The organism is Nonomuraea sp. NPDC049486 (genome assembly GCF_040676925.1).
GTDB lineage: Bacteria > Actinomycetota > Actinomycetes > Streptosporangiales > Streptosporangiaceae > Nonomuraea > Nonomuraea ferruginea.
Window position 1 is genome coordinate 315,508 of record NZ_JBFAPV010000005.1, and the last position, 18,152, is coordinate 333,659.

At 73.6% G+C, this 18,152-nt stretch carries 12 protein-coding genes; 9 read left to right on the plus strand and 3 right to left on the minus strand.

The features are described 5' to 3' along the window. Positions 1-9: 9 nt before the first annotated feature. Entirely contained in the window at positions 10-972 is a 963-nt protein-coding gene (locus AB0K05_RS17515; RefSeq protein WP_364230061.1) for a YafY family protein, read from the plus strand. A 35-nt stretch (positions 973-1,007) separates the two neighbouring features. Next, complete coding sequence (locus AB0K05_RS17520; RefSeq protein ID WP_364230063.1) at positions 1,008-2,126, plus strand: C45 family peptidase; 1,119 nt, start codon at positions 1,008-1,010, stop codon at positions 2,124-2,126. On the opposite strand, the gene AB0K05_RS17525 is transcribed toward AB0K05_RS17520, so the two are convergent. From AB0K05_RS17525 to AB0K05_RS17535, 3 genes are read right to left on the minus strand one after another with little or no spacing between them, the layout of a single operon-like run. Continuing rightward, entirely contained in the window at positions 2,098-3,585 is a 1,488-nt protein-coding gene (locus AB0K05_RS17525; protein WP_364230065.1) for an AMP-binding protein, read from the minus strand. The genes AB0K05_RS17520 and AB0K05_RS17525 overlap by 29 nt on opposite strands. Continuing rightward, the gene (locus AB0K05_RS17530; RefSeq protein WP_364230067.1) at positions 3,585-4,601 is read right to left on the minus strand and encodes an acyl-CoA dehydrogenase family protein; all 1,017 of its coding nucleotides are present in this window, start codon (positions 4,599-4,601) and stop codon (positions 3,585-3,587) included. The genes AB0K05_RS17525 and AB0K05_RS17530 overlap by 1 nt, the downstream gene beginning before the upstream one ends. Next, positions 4,598-5,764 carry an acyl-CoA dehydrogenase family protein gene (locus AB0K05_RS17535; RefSeq protein WP_219543099.1) on the minus strand — a complete coding sequence of 389 codons (1,167 nt, stop codon included), beginning with the start codon at positions 5,762-5,764 and terminating at the stop codon, positions 4,598-4,600. Before AB0K05_RS17535 ends, AB0K05_RS17530 begins: the two co-directional genes overlap by 4 nt. Before the next feature lie 181 nt (positions 5,765-5,945). On the opposite strand from AB0K05_RS17535, the gene AB0K05_RS17540 reads away from it, so the two are divergent. The 7 genes from AB0K05_RS17540 (at position 5,946) to AB0K05_RS17570 (ending at position 18,117) form a co-directional block, all read left to right on the plus strand. Continuing rightward, positions 5,946-7,265, plus strand: coding sequence for an ATP-binding protein (locus AB0K05_RS17540; RefSeq protein ID WP_364230069.1), 1,320 nt, complete (start codon positions 5,946-5,948; stop codon positions 7,263-7,265). Positions 7,266-7,315: 50 nt separating this feature from the next. Continuing rightward, positions 7,316-7,876 carry a TetR/AcrR family transcriptional regulator gene (locus AB0K05_RS17545; RefSeq protein ID WP_364230071.1) on the plus strand — a complete coding sequence of 187 codons (561 nt, stop codon included), beginning with the start codon at positions 7,316-7,318 and terminating at the stop codon, positions 7,874-7,876. Positions 7,877-7,940: 64 nt separating this feature from the next. After that, positions 7,941-10,499: a CocE/NonD family hydrolase gene (locus tag AB0K05_RS17550; protein WP_364230073.1), complete on the plus strand. Its 2,559-nt coding sequence runs from the start codon at positions 7,941-7,943 to the stop codon at positions 10,497-10,499. Beyond that, positions 10,496-11,341: an ABC transporter permease subunit gene (locus tag AB0K05_RS17555; RefSeq protein WP_148030267.1), complete on the plus strand. Its 846-nt coding sequence runs from the start codon at positions 10,496-10,498 to the stop codon at positions 11,339-11,341. The genes AB0K05_RS17550 and AB0K05_RS17555 overlap by 4 nt, the downstream gene beginning before the upstream one ends. A 13-nt stretch (positions 11,342-11,354) precedes the next feature. Continuing rightward, positions 11,355-14,576, plus strand: a complete 3,222-nt coding sequence (locus tag AB0K05_RS17560; RefSeq protein ID WP_364230075.1) for a BTAD domain-containing putative transcriptional regulator — start codon at positions 11,355-11,357, stop codon at positions 14,574-14,576. Between the two features lie 57 nt (positions 14,577-14,633). Continuing rightward, positions 14,634-15,776 carry an FAD-dependent monooxygenase gene (locus AB0K05_RS17565; protein ID WP_364230077.1) on the plus strand — a complete coding sequence of 381 codons (1,143 nt, stop codon included), beginning with the start codon at positions 14,634-14,636 and terminating at the stop codon, positions 15,774-15,776. 214 nt (positions 15,777-15,990) lie between these two features. After that, positions 15,991-18,117 (plus strand): AAA family ATPase, encoded by a 2,127-nt coding sequence (locus AB0K05_RS17570; protein WP_308248751.1) that lies wholly within the window; start codon positions 15,991-15,993, stop codon positions 18,115-18,117. Positions 18,118-18,152: the final 35 nt, after the last annotated feature.

Here is an 18,152-nt window from a genome sequence, read left to right on the forward strand (position 1 = left end):
CTGGCGGGCATGCTGGAGACCTCCGCCCGCCTGCTCAAGCTGCTCTCTCTGCTCCAGGCGCACCGGGAGTGGACCGGCCCCGAGCTGTCGGCGCGGCTCGGGGTCACCACCAGGACGATACGCAACGACGTCGAGCGGCTGCGCAGCCTCGGTTATCCGGTGCACGCCACGCCGGGCGTGGCCGGCGGCTACCGCCTGGGCGCGGGGGCGGCGCTGCCGCCGCTGCTGCTGGACGACGAGGAGGCGGTGGCCGTCGCCGTCGGGCTCGGCCGGGCCGCCGGGGGCGGCGTGGAGGGCATCGAGGAGTCGTCGGTGCGGGCGCTGGCCAAGCTGGAGCAGGTGCTGCCGTCCCGGCTGCGGGCGCGGGTGGGCGCGCTGAACGCGTACACGGTGCAGATCCCCGGCGAGGCCCCGTCGGTGCCGCCCGCGCTGCTGACCACGATCGCCAACGCCGCCCGTGACCGGGAGCGGCTGCGCTTCGACTACACCGGGCACGACGGGTCGGCGACCGTCCGCGACGTGGAACCGTACCGGCTGGTGCACCGGCGCGGCCGCTGGTATCTGGTGGGCTACGACGTGACCCGGCAGGACTGGCGGACGTTCCGGGTCGACCGTCTCAGGCCGCGCGTCCCGTCGGGCCCCCGGTTCACCGCGCGGGAGCTGCCGGAGGACGGCGACGTGGCCGCGTACGTGGAGCGCGGCGTGAACACGGCCATGTGGCGTCACCGCGGCACCGTGCTGCTGCACGCCCCGGCCGAGCGGGTGCGGGAGCTGGGGCTGGGCGACCGGATGGAGATCGAGCCGGCCGGGCCGGACACCTGCGTGCTCAAGCTGGGCAGCGACGACCTCGACGGCATGGCCGTCTGGATCGGCTTCCTGGGCCTGGACTTCGAGGTGCTGGACCCGCCCGAGCTGGCGGAGGCCGTGCGGCGGCTGGCGGAGCGTTACGGGCGGGCGGTCAGCGAGCGGTAAGGGCCCGGCCAGCGGCGGGCGGCAGCCTCGGCGGCATGAACATCACCCAAGTCGCGGGCAGCAGGGACGACTTCCAGCTCGTCCGCCACATGACCGTGGAGGGCGGCCAGACCGAGATCGGCCGCCGCCTCACCGAGGAGGCGCTGCGGCTCGGCTGGCGGCCGCAGCCATCGCACCCCACCGTGAACCGGGCCAGGCGGGCCTGGTTCGAGCGGCACTGGCCGCAGCAGCACGCCCGGATGGACGGCGCGGCCGAGGCGCTCGGCCTGGACCCGGACCAGGACGAGCTGGCCCTCGACGGGCTCGGGTACGTCCCTGCGGGTTCCGCCTGCTCGGCCCTGTGGGTGCCGCCGTCGGCGTCGGCGGACGGGCACGGCAGGATCGGCCGCAACTACGACTTCTTCACGCTGACCACCAGTGAGGTCATGGGCGGTGATCCGGCGCCGGGTGAGCTGCCGATGGCGTCGCGCCCGTACGTGATCACCACGGTTCCGGACGACGGCCTGGCCTCCACCGTGATCACGATGTCCGACCTGGACGGGTGCATGGACGGGATCAACGAGGCGGGGCTGGTGGTGACGCTGCTCATCGCCGACATCGACCAGGCGTCCCCGCCGGAGAACGTCTCCCCCCAGGTGGGGCTGAGCAGCGTGCAGCTGCCCCGGTTCCTGGTGGAGACCTGCGAGACCGCCGAGCAGGCCAAGCAGGCGCTGCTCTGCGCCAAGCAGTACGACCACGGCACGCCGCTGCACTACCTGGTGGCCGACGCGCACGGCGGGGCGTTCGTGTGGGAGCGCGGCAGGGACGGCTCGGAGCACGTCGTGGAGTTCGGCGGCGGGCCGCTGTGCGTCACCAACCACCTGCTGCACCGCAATCCGGACCCGATGGCGCTGCCCGCCGACACCGAGAACACGCTCGGCACGTACGGGCGGCTGCGCGCGCTGTACGAGCGCAGCAAGGGCGTCACGCTGTCGGGCCGCGACCTGCGTGACAGCCTGGAGGCGGTGCGGCAGTCCGAGTTCGGGCCGTTCCGCACGCTCTGGAGCACCGTCTTCGACACCGCCGAGCGGACCCTGTCGACCTCCTTCTATCTGGGTGCGGAGCGTTACACCGAGGAGCTGGTGTTCAGCCCGCGTCGAGGTACTCCTGCCTGACCTTGGACCGCGACAGCTTGCCCGTCGGGGTGCGGGGCAGCCGCTCCCGGTACCCGATCACCCTCGGGTGCTTGAACCTGGCGATGCGCGGGCCGCAGTGGGCGAGCAGCTCAGCGGTCAGCTCCGGGCCGGCGGCGACGCCCTCGGCCGGCTCGACGAGGGCGACCACCTTGTGGCCCCACTCCTCGTCGGGCACCCCGATGACGGCGACGTCGGCGACCGAGGGGTGTTCCAGCAGCGCGGCCTCGATCTCGGCGGGGTAGATGTTGACCCCGCCGGAGATGATGAGGTCGGTGCGCCGGTCGCACAGGAACAGGAAGCCGTCCTCGTCCAGGTAGCCGATGTCGCCGGGGGCGTACCACTCGCCGCGCATGCTGGCCGCGGTCTTGGCCGGGTCCTTGCGGTACTCGAACTTGCCGAGGCTGGACTTGACGTAGACGAGGCCGGGCTCTCCCGGGGGCAGCTCGGTCCCGTCCTCGGCGAGGATCCTGGCTTCGAAGGTGGGCGCGGGCCGCCCGACGGTGCCGGGCCTGGCCAGCCAGTCGTGCGGCTTGACGGAGAAGGCGATGGTGGACTCGGTGGAGCCGTAGTACTCGTAGAGCACCGGCCCCCACCAGTCCATGATCCCTTGCTTGACGGCGACCGGGCAGGCGGCGGCGGTGTGGATGACCTGCTGGAGGCTGGAGAGGTCGTGGCGCCGCCTGACCTCGGCGGGCAGTTGCAGCATCCGGTGGAACATGGTCGGCACCATCATCGCGTTCGTCACCCGGTGGCGCTCGATCAGCTCCAGCACGGTCTCCGGCTCGAACCGGGGCGCGATCACCACGGTGTGGCCGAAGTGCAGCGCGAACTGGGTGTGGGCGCACGGCGAGGAGTGGTACATGGGCGAGGTCACCAGGTGGATCCCGTCGCCCGGCTTCAGGTCGACGACCTCGCCCAGGAACCAGGTGTACATCGGCACGATCGCCTCGGGCTCGGCGCCGGGCAGCGGCCGCTGCACCCCCTTGGGGCGGCCGGTGGTGCCGGAGGTGTACCACATGACGGCCCCGGCGGTGCGGTCGCCGGGCGCGGTGGCGGGCTGCCCGTCCGCGAGCCCCGCGGTGCCGATCTCGGCGCCGGGGACCGCGTACTCCTGGCTGGTGACGACGAGCTTGGCCTCGGAGTCCTTGACGATGTAGTCGATCTCGGGCGCGGCGAGGTGCCAGTTGATCGGCACGTAGTACAGGCCGATCTGGCCGGTGGCCATGAGCATGATGACCTGGTCGAGCCCGTTGGGCAGCACGCCGGCCACCACGTCCCCGGTGCCGAGGCCGCGCCCGCGCAGCCCGTGGGACACCTGGTTGACCAGCGCGTGCAGCTCGCCGTACGTGGTGCGCGAGCCGTCGGTGTCGATGACGGCGACCCGGCCGGGGTCGGCCTGGGCGATGGCGTAGAAGCCGGGCGACTGGCTGATGTCCATCACAGCTCCAGCAGGTCGGCGATCCTGGCACGGTGGATGCGGGGCGGGCCGAGCAGCACCTCGTCGGTCTTGGCCCGCTTGAAGTAGAGGTGGGCGTCGTGTTCCCAGGTGTAGCCGATGCCGCCGTGCAGCAGCAGGCTGTCGCGGGCCACCTCGAAGCAGGCGCGGCCCACGTACGCCTGCGCGAGCGCGGCGGCGCCCGGCAGCTCGTCCGGGGCCTCGTCGGCGGCCCAGGCGGCGTAGCGGACGATCGACTCGGCCTGCTCCAGCTTGCAGTGCATGTCGGCGAGCTTGTGCTTGACGCCCTGGTACGAGCCGATGTAGCGGCCGAACGCGACCCGGATCTTCGCGTAGCCGACGATGGCGTCGAGCGCGGCCCGCAGCACGCCCAGCTGCTCGGCGGCGAGCGCCACGGCGAGCCGGTCGGCGATCCCGTCGGCGGGCTCGCCGAGCGTCCGGGCGGGCGCGCCGTCCAGGACGACCCGGGCCTGGCCGCGGGTGATGTCGAGGGTTTCCAGCGGGGTCCTGGTGACGCCCTCGCCGGTGAGGTCGACGGCGTGCAGCGCGGATCCGGCGGTCACGAGCAGCACGTCCGCCTCCATGCCGGACAGCACCTGCGGGAGCGTGCCGCTGAGGCGGCCCGTGTCGTCGGCCGTGACGTCCGCTCCCGGCAGGGCGAGGGTGGCGGCGACGCGGCCCTCGGCGATGCCGGACAGCAGCTCCTTGTCGGGCGCCCGGGTCAGCGTGACCGCGGCGAACACGGTGGCCAGGAAGGGGCCGGGGAGCAGCACCGCCCCGGTCTCCTCCAGCGCGACGGCCAGCTCGGCGAAGCCCGCGCCCGCTCCCCCGTACTCCTCGGGGACGATCAGCCCCGACAGGCCGAGCTCGCCGTTGAGCCGCGCGTACACCTCGGGGTCGTGGCCCTGGCGGGACTTGGCCGGCGGCGAGGCGGCGGCGAGGAAGTCGCGGACGGCGGCGCGCAGCTCGCGCTGCTCCTGGCTGGGTACGAGTTTCACGCCTGCGTCCCCACCTTCAGGTCCTTGAACGGCACGGTCTTGTCCACCCGGGGTTCGGGCGGCAGGTTGAGCACCCGGTCGCCGACGATGTTGCGCATGATCTCGTTGGTGCCGCCGCCGAGCGCCAGCCCCGGCGCGGTGGAGAGCACGGTGCCGAGCGGGTGGCCGCCGACGACCGACTCGGGCCCGGCCAGCCGGGTGGCGAGGTCGGCCTGGTAGAGGGTCAGCTCGGCCAGCAGCAGCTTGGCGGCGCTGCCGCGGGCGCCGGGGAACACCCCCGCCTCGGTCTCCTGGGCCAGCCGCTGGTTGAACAGGGCCAGGGCGCGCGAGCGGATGTGCAGCTCGACGAGCTCGTCGCGGACCAGCGGGTCGCTCGTGTCGACGGTGCGGCGCAGCGCCTCCAGCGAGGCGGGGTTGTCCTTCTGGCCGCCCATGCCGACCCCGGCGGAGATCGACAGCCGCTCGTGCAGCAGTGTCGTGACGGCGACGCTCCAGCCGTCGTCGACGTCGCCGACCCGGTGCTCGTCGGGGATGTGCACGTCGTCGAAGAAGATCTCGTTGAAGTTGGACCGGCCGCTCATGTCCTTCAGCGGCCTGACGGTGACGCCGGGGTGGTGCATGTCGACCACGAACATGGTCAGGCCCTTGTGCTTGGGCACGTCCACGTTCGTCCGGGCGAGCAGCAGCCCCCAGTCGGCGTGCTGGGCGACCGACGTCCACACCTTCTGCCCGTTGACGATCCAGTCGTCGCCGTCGCGCTCGGCCCTGGTCTGCAGGCTGGCCACGTCACTGCCGGCCCCGGGCTCGGAGAAGAGCTGGCACCAGATCTCCTCGCCGCGCAGCAGCGGCCGGACGAACCGCTCGCGCTGGGCGTCGGTCCCCCGGTCGACCAGCGTCGGGCCGGTCATGCCCAGGCCGATGGAGAACACGTAGATGGGCAGGGTGAAGTCGCGGGCCGCGGCGGCGAACGCGCGCTCCTCCTCCTGGGTCAGGCCCTGGCCTCCCCACCGCTCCGGCCAGGTGATGCCGGAGTATCCGGCGTCGTAGAGCCGGGCCATGAAGTCCTTGGCCTGGGCGATCGGATCACCGTCCGCGCGCCCTTCCGACGGGACGTTCCGCTCCAGCCAGTCCCTGGCGGCGCGCTGGTAGTCCGCTGGGTTCACATCGACTCCCTCGCATCAGTGCTCACTTACTCTAGCCACGCCTTCGCGGACCGTACAGAGCAATGATCTGGTGGAGATTTGCACCATTTGTCGCCGAATCTCCGCTAATTGGAATTAAGGTGACTCTATGTGATGACATGACCACGGAGGGGAGCAGGTGGTCACACGGTTCATAGGGTCCATGCGGGGGCGACTGACGCTGATCGCCACCGCGTACATGGCCGTGCTGTGCGCCGCGGCGGGCGGCTACCTGCAGTACGCGCTCTACCAGACGGCCGCCGACCACCAGCGCGACGCGCTGGAGCGCAGGGCCATGCGGGTGGTCGAGCTGATCCAGCACGGGGAGGCTCCGAAGCGGCTCGCGTCCGACTATGAGATCGACATCCAGGTGGTCGACGACACGGGCAGAGTGCTCCTCTCCAACTCCGACATCGCCGGGAAGCCGCGGATCAGCACGCTGGTGCCGCCGGAGCGCGCCGTCAGCACCACCGCGGAACAGTGTGACCTGCCGCTCTACCCCGGCCAGTGCAACTGGGTCGTCGCCTACCGCTTCGCCGGGCCGACGGGCGGCGACTGGCTCATCTACACGACCGAGAAGGCCGTTCCCTGGTACGTCACGCCGCGGGTGCCGCTCGCCCTGACCGCGATCTTCTTCGCGCCGGTGGCGCTGACCGCGATCGGCGCGTGGCGGGTGGTCACCAAGACGCTGAAGCCGGTGGACCGCATCCGCGCCCGCCTCGCCACGATCACCGCCACCGACGTCGGCATGCGGGTGCCGGTGCCCCGCCACGACGACGAGATCCGGGCGCTGGCCATCACCGCGAACCACACGCTGGAGCGGCTGGAGTCCGCGGCCGAGCGGCAGCGCAGGTTCGCCTCCGACGCCTCCCACGACCTGCGCAGCCCGATCACCGCGATGCGCACCCGGGTGGAGGAGGCGCTGCTGTATCCCGAGGAGGCGGACTGGCCGAGGACCGGCCGCGAACTGCTCGACAGCCTGGACCGGCTGCAGGCCATCGTGACCGACCTGCTCATGCTGGCCAAGCTGGACGCGGGGGCGCCGGGTGAGCGGGAGCCGCTGGACCTGTCCGAGGTGGCCCGCGCGGAGGCGGCCAGGCGGCGCGGCAAGCGGGTGATCACCACCCTGCAGCCGGGCGTGCTGGTGACCGGCGACCGGCTGAGGCTCAGCCGCCTGATCACCAACCTGGTCGACAACGCCGAACGGCACGCCGAGTCCACGATCATCATCGCCGTCCGGAAGGACGGCGAGGCCATTCTGGAGGTGCTCGACGACGGCGCCGGCATCGCGCCGGAGGACCGCGAGGTCGTCTTCGAGCGGTTCGCCCGCCTGGACGCCTCCCGCAACCGCGACGTCGGCGGCACCGGGCTCGGCCTGCCCATCGCCCGCGAGATCGCCCACGAGCACGGCGGAAGGCTCACGATCGAAGAGTCGGACCGCGGTGCCCGCTTCGTCCTACGATTGCCTCTGCGGGGTGATTAGAGTTACGGCCTGTGACTCCAGGTTTTGGCCGGTTACGGCGTGATGACTTGTTGAAGGCGTCCTGCGAGGTGATCGCCGCGCAGGGGTTCGGGCACACCAGGACCATCGACATCGCCAGAGCAGCCGGCGTCAGCCAGGCGCTGCTCTTCTACCACTTCGAGACCAAGGACCGGCTGTTCGCCGAGGCTTTCGCGTACGCCGCACGACGCCATATGGAGTCGCTCGCCGCCGTCGAGCGCTCCCCGAAGCCGCCGCTCGACCGGCTGCGGGCGCTGCTCAGGCTCTCCTCCCCCACCGCCTCCCCCGAGGGGTGGCGGCTGTGGATCGACGCCTGGGCGGAGTCGATGCGCAACAAGGACCTGCAGCGCACCTCCCGCAGGCTGGACGTGCAGAGCAGGCAGGTGATGCAGAGCATCATCGAGGCGGGGGTCGCCGCCGGGGACTTCACCTGTCCCGACCCGGAGGGCGCCACCTGGAGGATCTTCGCGCTCGGCGACGGCCTGGCCATACAGATGAACGTGCACGGGCGCGTGCTGCCCCGGCGCCGCGTCACCGAGCTGGTCAAGACCGCCGCCGCCAGGGAGCTGGGCCTGTCCGCCGACGACCTGTGAGGGGCTCCGGGCGGTGTGCGGGCCGTCTCAGAGTTTTCTCAGGTCGGGAAAGTAGGCTCCCCGCATGAAACGTACGGCCGCGCTGGTCGCGGTGCTCGCTCTGCTCGGGGTGACGGTGTGGCTGGTGTGGCCGTCCGTGCCCGAGGTGCGCGGACAGGCCCAGCGCATCACCGTCGTGGACGGGCCGTCCGACGACCAGCGGGTCGAGCTCGACGTCACCTTCTTCCCGCCGCCGGGAGGCGGCAGGGCGCCCGCCGTGCTGCTCGCGCACGGCTTCGGCGGCAGCAAGCGGAGCGTCCGCGCGGAGGCGACGGAGCTGGCCCGGCAGGGCTACGCGGTGCTGACCTGGTCGGCGCGCGGCTTCGGCGGCTCGACCGGCGAGATCGCGCTGAACTCGCCGGACTACGAGGTCAAGGACGTCAAGCAGCTCATCGACTGGCTGGCCGGGCGTCCCGAGGTGCTGCTCGACGCGGCGGGCGACCCGCGCGTGGGCATCACCGGCGCCTCCTACGGCGGCGCCATCGCGCTGCTGACCGCGGCCCACGATCCCCGCGTGGACGCGATCGTCCCCCAGATCACCTGGTCCGACCTGGGCGACGCGCTCTTCCCCGACGCCGCGGGCGGCGGGCCCGCCAACGGCGTGTTCAAGCGCATGTGGGCCGGCATCTTCTTCGGCCAGGGCGGCGCGGTCCAGAGCGGCGCCGCCGAGGGGCTGGAGGCGCTCACCCGCCGGCCGCAGCCGATGACCGCCGAGCAGGCGCGGTGCGGCCGCTTCCTGCCCTCGATCTGCGAGATCTACCAGGACGTCGCCGAGACCGGCAAGGCCACCCCGGAGGCCGTCGAGCTGCTCAGAGCCTCCAGCCCGGTCCACGTGGCGGGCCGCGTCAAGGCGCCGACGCTGCTCATCCAGGGCCAGCGCGACTCGCTGTTCCCGCTCGGCCACGCCGACGCGAACGCCAGGGCCATCGCCGCCGCCGGCACGCCCGTCTCCCTGGCCTGGTACGACGGCGGCCATGACGGCGGCAACGGCGAGGCCGACTGGCTGCGTGAGCGGACGCTGGCCTGGTTCGGCCGCTACCTGAAGGGCGACGACACCGCCGCGGTGAGCGCCTTCACCATCACCCGCGACGGCGGCCGTGACCCCGGCACCCGCCAGCGCATCCGCCTGCACCCCGAGGCCGACGCCTACCCCGGACTCGGCGGCACCGACGTCACCGCCGTCACGCTGAGCGGGCCGGAGCAGCACGTCGCCAACCCGCCGGGCGGCTCCCCCGCCGCCGTCTCCACCGTGCCCGGCGTGAGCGGCCTGCTCGGCGGCGGAGGCCAGGGCACCACCGGTCTGTCGATCGACATGCCCGGCCAGAGCGCCGCCTTCGAGTCGGCCGCGCTCACCGCGCCGCTCCAGCTCACCGGCAGCCCTTCGGTCAAGGTCAGGGTCCACGGCAGCGGCGAGGTGACGCTGTTCGCCAAGCTCTTCGACGTGCCGGACTCGTTCCAGCCGCCGGCGCTGCCCGCCGGGCTGGTAGCGCCGTTCCGGGTGACGATCCCCGAGGGCGCCGGCAGCGCGGAGGCCACCGTCACCCTGCCGGCGGTCGACCACCGCTTCGAGACCGGCCACCGGCTGCGGCTGGTGGTGTCCACGACCGACATGGCCTACGCCACTCCGGCCGAGCCCGCCTCCTACCGGATCGGGCTGGTCTCGCCCGCCCTGTCGGTGCCGACCGTGTCCTCGCTGGCCGCCCCGCCGTCCGGGATCGCCTGGTGGGTGTGGGCGATGCCGCTGGCGGCGATCGCCGTCGCCGCGGTCGTGCTCGCCACCGGCCGCACCGGCGCCCGCCGCGCCGCCGGGCCGCCCGCGGCCGAGCGCGTCCCGGCGCCGGACGACGCGCCGCCGCTGGAGATCAGCGGGCTCACCAAGGCCTACCGCAACGGCGAGCTCGCCGTCGACGGCCTGTCGTTCCGCGTCGAGGAGGGCCAGGTGCTGGGCCTGCTCGGCCCCAACGGCGCCGGTAAGACCACCACGATGCGCATGATGATGGGCCTCATCCGCCCCGACGGCGGCGGGGTCCGCATCTTCGGCGAGCCCGTCACCCCGGGCGCGCCGGTGCTGTCCAGGCTCGGCTCGTTCGTCGAGGGGCCCGGCTTCCTGCCCCACCTGTCCGGGCGCGACAACCTGGAGCTCTACTGGGCCGCGACCGGCCGCCCGGCCGCCGACGCCCGCTTCGACGAGGCCCTCGAGATCGCCGGGCTGGGCAAGGCGCTGGGGCGCGCGGTGCGCACCTACTCCCAGGGCATGCGCCAGCGCCTGGCCATCGCCCAGGCCATGCTCGGCCTGCCCGACCTGCTCGTGCTGGACGAGCCCACGAACGGCCTCGACCCGCCCCAGATCAGGGAGATGCGCGAGGTGCTCAAGCGCTACGCGCGCGACGGCCGCACGGTGATCGTCTCCAGCCACCTGCTGGCCGAGGTGGAGCAGACCTGCAGCCACGTGGTGGTGATGCACCGCGGCAAGCTCGTCACCACCGGGCCGGTGTCGGTGCTGCTCAGCACGGCCACCGCGACCAACGGGCACGGCCCGCGCCTGGAAGACGTGTTCCTCGACCTGATCGGAGACAAGGCATGACGGCCGCACCCGGCTACGCGCCGCGCCGTACGCTGCCGCTGCGGGTCGAGATCGTCCGGCAGTTCAAGCGGCGGCGCACGATCGTCGCGTTCGGGCTGCTGCTGGCGCTGCCGTGGATCCTGGTCATCGCGTTCCAGTTCGGGCCGCAGGGCCCCGGCAACGGCCAGGGGCTGCGGATCTCCGACCTGGCGACGGAGAGCGGGCTCAACTTCGCCGCGTTCGCGCTGTCGGCCTCGGCGAGCTTCCTGCTGGTGGTGGCGGTCGCGCTGTTCTGCGGCGACACCGTGGCCAGCGAGGCGAGCTGGTCCTCGCTGCGTTACCTGCTCGCCGCGCCGGTGCCGCGCGACCGGCTGCTGCGGCAGAAGCTCGTCGTGGCGCTCGGCTACTCGGCCGCCGCGGTGATCTGCCTGCCGCTGATGGCCCTGCTGGCGGGCACGCTGGCCTTCGGCTGGGACGACATCCAGGTGCCCGGCACCGGCGAGACCATCCCGGCGCTCGACGTGCTGCCCCGCTTCGGCATCGTGATCGGTTACGCGCTGGTCAGCCAGCTCGTCGTGGCGGCGCTGGCGTTCCTCATCTCCACCGTCACCGACTCGCCGCTGGGCGCGGTGGGCGGCGCGGTGGGGCTCTGGATCGTCTGCACCATCCTGCAGGCGGTGGAGGCGCTGGGGGTGCTACGCGAGTTCCTGCCGACGTTCTGGAACAACGCCTGGATCGACGCCCTGGCCCCCGAACTCGACTGGAGCGGCATGGCCAAGGGCGCCTCGGTGTCGATCACGTACGCGGCGATCCTCATCGCGATCGCCTTCCGCCGCTTCCGGGTGAAGGACGTCGTCAGCTGAGTAGGGTCGGCCCATGCGGTTCAGGGTGCTCGGGCCGTTGGAGGTACGCCGGGCGGCGGGCGAGCCGGTCTCCGTGCCGGGGCGGCGGCCGCGTGCGCTGCTGGTGATGCTGCTGCTGGGGGCCGGCCGTCCGGTCGCGGTACGGGACCTGATCGACGGGCAGTACGGCGCGGACCCGCCGGCGGGGGCGGCCAACGCGGTGCAGGCCCAGGTGTCGCGGCTGCGGCGGGTGCTGGAGCCGGGGCTCATCGGGTTCACCGGCGCCGGCTACCGGCTCGACGTCGACCCTGACGACGTGGACGTGCACCGCTTCGAGCGGCTGGTCCGCCAGGGACGGCGGGCGGCGGAGGCGGGGGATCCGCCGCTGGCGGCCTCCCTCCTCCGTGAGGGGCTGGCGCTGTGGCGGGAGCCGCCGCTGGCGGACCTGCCGTCGGCGGTGGCCGCCGCGACGCGGCTGGAGGACCTGCGGGTGTCCGCCGCCGAGGACCTCGCGGAGGCCGAACTGGGCCTGCCCGGCGGCCCCTCCGTGGGCGAGCTGCGGCGGCTGGTGGCCGCCCACCCGCTCCGGGAACGCCTGCGCGCTCTCCTCGTACGGGCCCTGGCGGCGCAGGGGCGGCAGGCGGAGGCGCTCGGGGCGTTCGAGGAGGGGCGGCGGCTGCTGGCCGACGAGCTGGGCGTGGACCCGTCCGGCGAGCTGGCCGCCGCCCACCTCGCCGTACTGCGCGGCCCGGAGTCCGCCCCGCCCGCCGGGGGCGGGCTGCCCGCGCGGCTGACGAGCTTCGTGGGGCGGGAACGGGAGCTCCACCGGCTGGCCGCCCTGCGCGGCTCCCGCCTGGTGACGGTCGTCGGGTCCGGCGGCACCGGCAAGACCCGTCTCGCCGTCGAAGCCGCCTCCCGTGACCCCCTGCCCGCCTTCTTCGCGGACCTCTCCACCCTCCCGGCCTTCCCCTCCGCAGGGAGCACGCCTTCGGTGGGTGAGGTGGCGCGGGTGGTCCTGTGGGCGCTCGGGGCGCGGGAGGGCGGGTTGCGCGCGCCGGGCGGCGGGGATCCGGTGCGGCGGCTGGTGGCGGCGCTGGCGGGGAGGCCGGCGCTGCTCGTCCTGGACAACTGCGAGCACGTGGTCGAAGCCGCCGCCGAGCTGGTGCGCGCGCTGCTCGACGAGTGCCCGGACCTGAGGATCCTCGCCACCGGCCGTGAGGCGCTGGGGATCACCGGCGAGGCCCGGCTGGACCTGGCGCCGCTCGGCCTGCCGCCCAGGGAGGACTCGCCCGTACGCGACGCGCTGCGGTACCCGGCGGTCAGGCTGTTCGCGGAGCGGGCGGCGGCCGTGCGGAGCGGGTTCGCCGTGGACGAGGGCAACGTGGCCGACGTCGTGCGCGTCTGCGCGGCGCTGGACGGGATACCGCTGGCGATCGAGCTGGCAGCGGCCCGGCTGCGCGCCTTCGGGGTGCGGGAGGTGGCGCGGCGGCTGGCGGAGGACGGCCGGTTCCTGGCGCTGGACCGGGGCGAGCGGGGCGCCGTCGGGCGGCACCGGACGCTGCGGGCCGCCGTGGAGTGGAGCTGGTCCCTGCTCACGCCGGACGAGCGGGCGGTGGCCGCGCGGTTCTCGGTGTTCACCGGGGGCGCCGCGCTGGAGGCGGTCCTGGGCGTGTGCGGACCGGACGCCGCGGACGCGCTCGAAGGGCTGGTGGACAAGTCGCTGGTGCTGTTCGACGGAGACCGCTACCGGATGCTGGAGACCATCCGCGAGTTCTGCGCCGGGCGGCTCGACCGGGCGGGCGAGCGGGAACGGGTGCGGGAGCGGCACGCCGGCTGGTTCGAGGGCATGGCGCGGGAGGCCGACCCGTGGCTGCGGCGCGGGGAGCAGATCGGCCGGCTACGCCTCCTGTCGGCCGACCACGGCAACCTGATGGCGGCGCTCACCTGGGCCGTCCGGCACGACAGGCCGCTGGCCTTGCGGCTGGTGTCGGCGCTGGCGACGTACTGGTGGCTGAGCGGGCGGCAGAGCCAGGCCGCGTCGCCGGCCGCCGCGCTGCTGGACGGCCCGGTCGAAGGGCTGGAGGAGGAGTACGTGCTGTGCGTGGTGCACGCCGCGCCCGTCGCCGGCCGGGAGCACTGGGCGCGGGCCGAAGCGTACATGCGGGGGTTCCGGCGGCCGTTGCGCAACCCGTTCACCGCGGCGCTGTGGGGGATGACGGCCGGCCCGTTCGCCTCGGGCGTGCGGCCGGCCGACGATCGGGTGCTGGGGTCCGATCCGTGGAGCATGGCGCTGGGCCGGCTCGGCTGGGCGCTGGTCCGGTGGCTGGACGGGGAGCCCCGGGCGGCGGAGCGGGAACTGGAGGCGGTACTGGCGCTGTTCCGGCAGGTCGGCGAGCGGTGGGGGACCGCGCAGGCGCTCGACGCCCTGGCCACCATCGCCGGGCGGCGCGGCGAGTGGGCGCGGGCGCGTGAGCTGTGGCGGGAGGCGCTGGAGCTGCTGGACGAGCTGGGCGCCCTGGAAGAGACCGCGGATGTGCTGGCCCACCGCGCCGAGGCCTTCCTGCGCGAAGGAGATCCGGCTCAGGCCCTGGCGGGCTACCGGCGGGCCGAGGAGGCGGCCCGGCGGGCGGGGCGCGAGGTGCCGGTGCCGGTGTCGGCGGGGCTGGCGGAGGTCGCGCTGCTCGAAGGGGACCTGCGGGAGGCCCGCCGCCTCCTGGAGGCGGCGCTCGCGGCGTCGGACGGCGCGGTGTTCGGGGCCCGGCACGCCCGCGTGCGGGTGCTGCTCGGGCTCGCCCGCCTGGCCGAGGCGGGCGACGCCGGGGCCCTCGGCGCGGAAGCCGTCTCCGGCGAGATCCTCGCCGTCGCGCGCGATGTCCCGCTCGGCACGGTCCTGGCCGACGCCGCCGAGGCCCGGGCCGCCGCCGTCCTCGCCGGGACGAGGACCCGCCCATCGGACACGCGCACCGCCGGAGAGTCCGGCGCCGGTGAGGTGGACGCCGGGGAGCCGGTCGCGACGCCTGCGGAGCCCGGCGCCGGTGAGGTGGACGCCGGGTGGCTGGTGGGGGTGTTGCTGGGGGCGGCGGTCGCGCTGCGGGGGGCGCCGGTGACGGGTGATCGACACGCCGCGCGTACCGCCGCCGGAGGGCGGGCGCTGTCCGGGGCGGAGGCCTTCGCCGAGGCGTACGCGCGAGGGAAGGCGATGAGCAGGCAGGAGGCGCTCGCGCTGCTGGAGGGCGGAGCGCCCGCGAGACGCTGACGACGCTGTCAGCGGACCGGGGGCGGGTTGTCAGCGGCGGGCGGCAGCCTCGGACACATGCGGAAACTCAAGATTCTCGTCTCCGGCGCCGGCATCGCCGGGCCCGCGGTCGCGTACTGGCTGAGCCGGTACGGGTGCGAGGTCACCGTCGTGGAGAAGGCGCCGGGATCGCGGCCCGGCGGGCAGGCCGTGGACTTCAAGGGCGCCGCGCAGCTGGAGGTCCTGGCGCGGATGGGCGTGCTGGAGGAGGTGCGGCGCCGCCAGACCGGCGGGAGTGACCAGGTCATCGTGGACGGCGCGGGCAGGCGGCTGGCGGTCATGCCGGCCGAGTTCACCGGCGGTGAGGTGGAGATCCTGCGCGGCGACCTGGCGGCGCTGCTCCACGAGCGGACCGCCGGCGACTGCGCCTACGTGTTCGGCGACTCGATCGCCGCGCTGGAGGAGGCGGCGGACGGGGTCCGGGTCGCGTTCGAGCGGGGCGCGCCGGGTGTGTTCGATCTCGTGGTGGGCGCGGACGGCATCCACTCGACCGTGCGGGGGCTGGCGTTCGGCCCCGAGGAGCGGTACGTGCGGCACCTGGGCTACTACTACGCCCTGGCCCGGCTGGACGTGGACGGCGCCGGCGAGATGTACAACGAGCCCGGCCGGATGGTGTCGCTGGGCGGGCCGGAGGCGGCGTCGTTCTTCGTCTTCGCCTCAGGGCCGCTCGCCTACGACAGGTTCGACGTGGACGAGCAGCGGCGCGTCCTGGCGGACGCGTACCGGGGCGGTGGCTGGCGGATCCCGGAGGTGCTGCGGGAGATCGCCGCCGTGGACGACGTGTACGTGGACGCGATCAGCCGGACGGAACTCGGCCGTTACGCGCGCGGCCGGGTGGTGCTGCTGGGCGACGCCGCCTACGGCAACACGCTGGGCGGCTTCGGCTCCGGGCTGGCCGTGCTGGGCGCGTACACGCTGGCGGGCGAGCTGGCCGCGGCGGGCGGGGACCACCGGGCCGCGTTCGCGGAGTACGAGGAGGTGATGCGCCCCTACGCGAAGGCCGCCATGAAGGGCAACGCGGGGCCGTTCCTGGCCCCGCCGACGCGGGCGCGCATCGCGCTGCGCAACCAGGTCTTCAAGCAGCGGCTGCTGCTGCGCGGCATGCTGAAGCTGACCGACGCCTTCGCCACCCGCGGCGAGCTCCGGGACTATCCCCAGTGAGGGGGGCGGTTGTCGAGGTAGAAGGCGTCGGGGTCGTCGTCGCGCCAGTCGCCCCAGCCGAGGTCGGTGTCGTCGGAGGTCTGCTCCGGGAGAAAATCCTGCACGGCAATCATGCTACTCGGTGCTACAAACCCCCTCCCGGGCCGGAATCCGGTGCCGGGACACCCCGCGGGAGCGGCGGTACGATGCGAGGGCAGGTTGTCGCCTATCCCCCGTGAGGTCGTTGATGGCCACCCCGACAGGATGGCGGCGAGACGGCAATCTACCGGCGGAGCTGACGAGCTTCGTGGGGCGGACCCGCCTCCTCGCCAACCTCAAGCGACACCTCGGTGAGTCGCGCCTGGTCACCGTCACGGGCATCGGCGGAGTCGGCAAGTCCCGCACCGTGCTGCGGCTGGCGCACCAGGTCCGCGGTCTTTACCCCGACGGCGTGTGGTTCGCCGACCTGGCCCGGCTTCAGGACGCGGGCATGGTCCGCCACACGATCGCCTCCGCGCTCGGCATCGCCGACCAGTCCTCGCGCGCCGAGTCCGAGACGCTCTCGGAGTGGGTCGGCGACCGCGACATGCTGCTCATCATCGACACCTGCGAGCACCTCGTGGAGGGCTGCGCCGAGCTGGTGCACGAGCTGCTGGAGGCGGCGCCCAACCTGAAGGTGCTGGCCACCAGCCGCCAGTCGCTCCACCTGCCCTACGAGCAGGTGGTGCCGGTGCCGCCGCTGCAGGTGCCCGACGACGACCCGATGGAGAACCTCTTCACCAACGAGTCGGTGCAGCTGTTCACGGCCCGGGCGGTGGCCGTCCAGCCCGACTTCATGCTCGACGAGGACAACATCAACGCGGTGGCCGAGCTGTGCCGCCGGCTCGACGGCATCCCGCTCGCGATCGAGCTGGCCGCGGTGCGGCTGCGCGCGCTGTCGGTGGAGCAGATCCTGGGCCTGCTGGCCGACCGGTTCAGCCTGCTGGCCGGGGCCAGCCGCACGGCCCTGCCGCGCCACCAGACGCTGCGGGCGGCCATCGGGTGGAGCCACGAGCTGTGCGAGCCCGCCGAGCGGCTGCTGTGGGCGCGGCTGTCGGTGTTCGCCGGCGACTTCGAGCTCGACGCGGCCCGGTTCGTGTGCTCCGACGAGCGGCTGCCGTCGGAGGACATCACCGACCTGGTGACCGGGCTGGTGGAGAAGTCGATCCTGCTCATCCGCAGCAACCACGCCGGGGTCCGCTACAAGCTGATCGACACGCTGGCGGAGTACGGCGAGGAGTGGCTGGACAAGCTCGGCCAGACCCAGGTCATGCGCCACAAGCATCTGCAGTACTACCTGTCGCTGGCCACCCGCAGCGAGGACGCCTGGTCGGGGCCGCGGCAGATCTACTGGTTCATCCGGATGCGGCAGGAGCACGACAACGTACGGCTCGCGCTGGAGCACGCGCTGCGCACCCCCGGCGAGACGCTCATGGCGCTGACCCTGCTGTCGTCGCTCTGGTTCATGTGGGTGTGCTGCGGCTTCGTCCGTGAGGGCCGGCTCTACCTGGAGCGGGCGCTGGAGGCCAACCCCGGCGTGAGCAAGGAGCGCTGCAAGGCGCTGTGGGTGCTGTCGTACGTGCGCAGCGCCCAGGGCGACAGCGTGGGCGCGCTGGAGGCGGCCGAGGCGTGCAGCACCGAGGCGGTCAGGGTGGGCGACTCGCGGGCGGTCATCCTGGCCTCCAAGATGCAGGGCACGGCCGCGCTGCTCCAGGGCGACCTGCAGAAGGCGAGCGCGCTGCTGGGCGTGGCGATCGAGTTCAACACCGACAACAAGGAGCTGAACCCGGGCCTGCTGCCCGCCATCGTCGAGCTGTCGCTGGTGCTGTCGGCCCAGGGCGAGGTCTACGAGGCCGAGTCGCTGCTGCAGGACTGCCTGCAGGTGTGCCGTGAGCGGGGCGAGCTGTGGGTCGGCTCGTACGCGCAGTGGGCGATGTCGCTGACCAAGCTGGCCACCGGCCGTCCCGACGAGGCGCTGCACAGCGCCCGGGAAGGGCTGCGGGTCAAGCGCCACTTCCACGACACGCTCGGCACCCTCCTGGCGCTGGAGACCACGGCGCGCATCTGCGTGGCGCGCGACCAGGACCGGGTGGCCGCGGTGCTGCTCGGCGCGCTCCATCAGAACTGGAAGACGGCCGGGCTGCCCATGCTGGGCGCCCCGTTCCTCACCACCGACCACGACCAGTGCGTCAAGGAGTGCCAGAAGTCGCTGGGCGAGAAGGCCTACTGGGCGGCGTTCGAGGAGGGCGGCAGGCTGGACCTCGACGAGGCGTCCGCGCTCGCGCTCGGCGACCTGGACGCCCCGGAGGACTCCACCGGCTGAGACGGTGAACGCCGTGCCCGGGACCGGCACGGCGT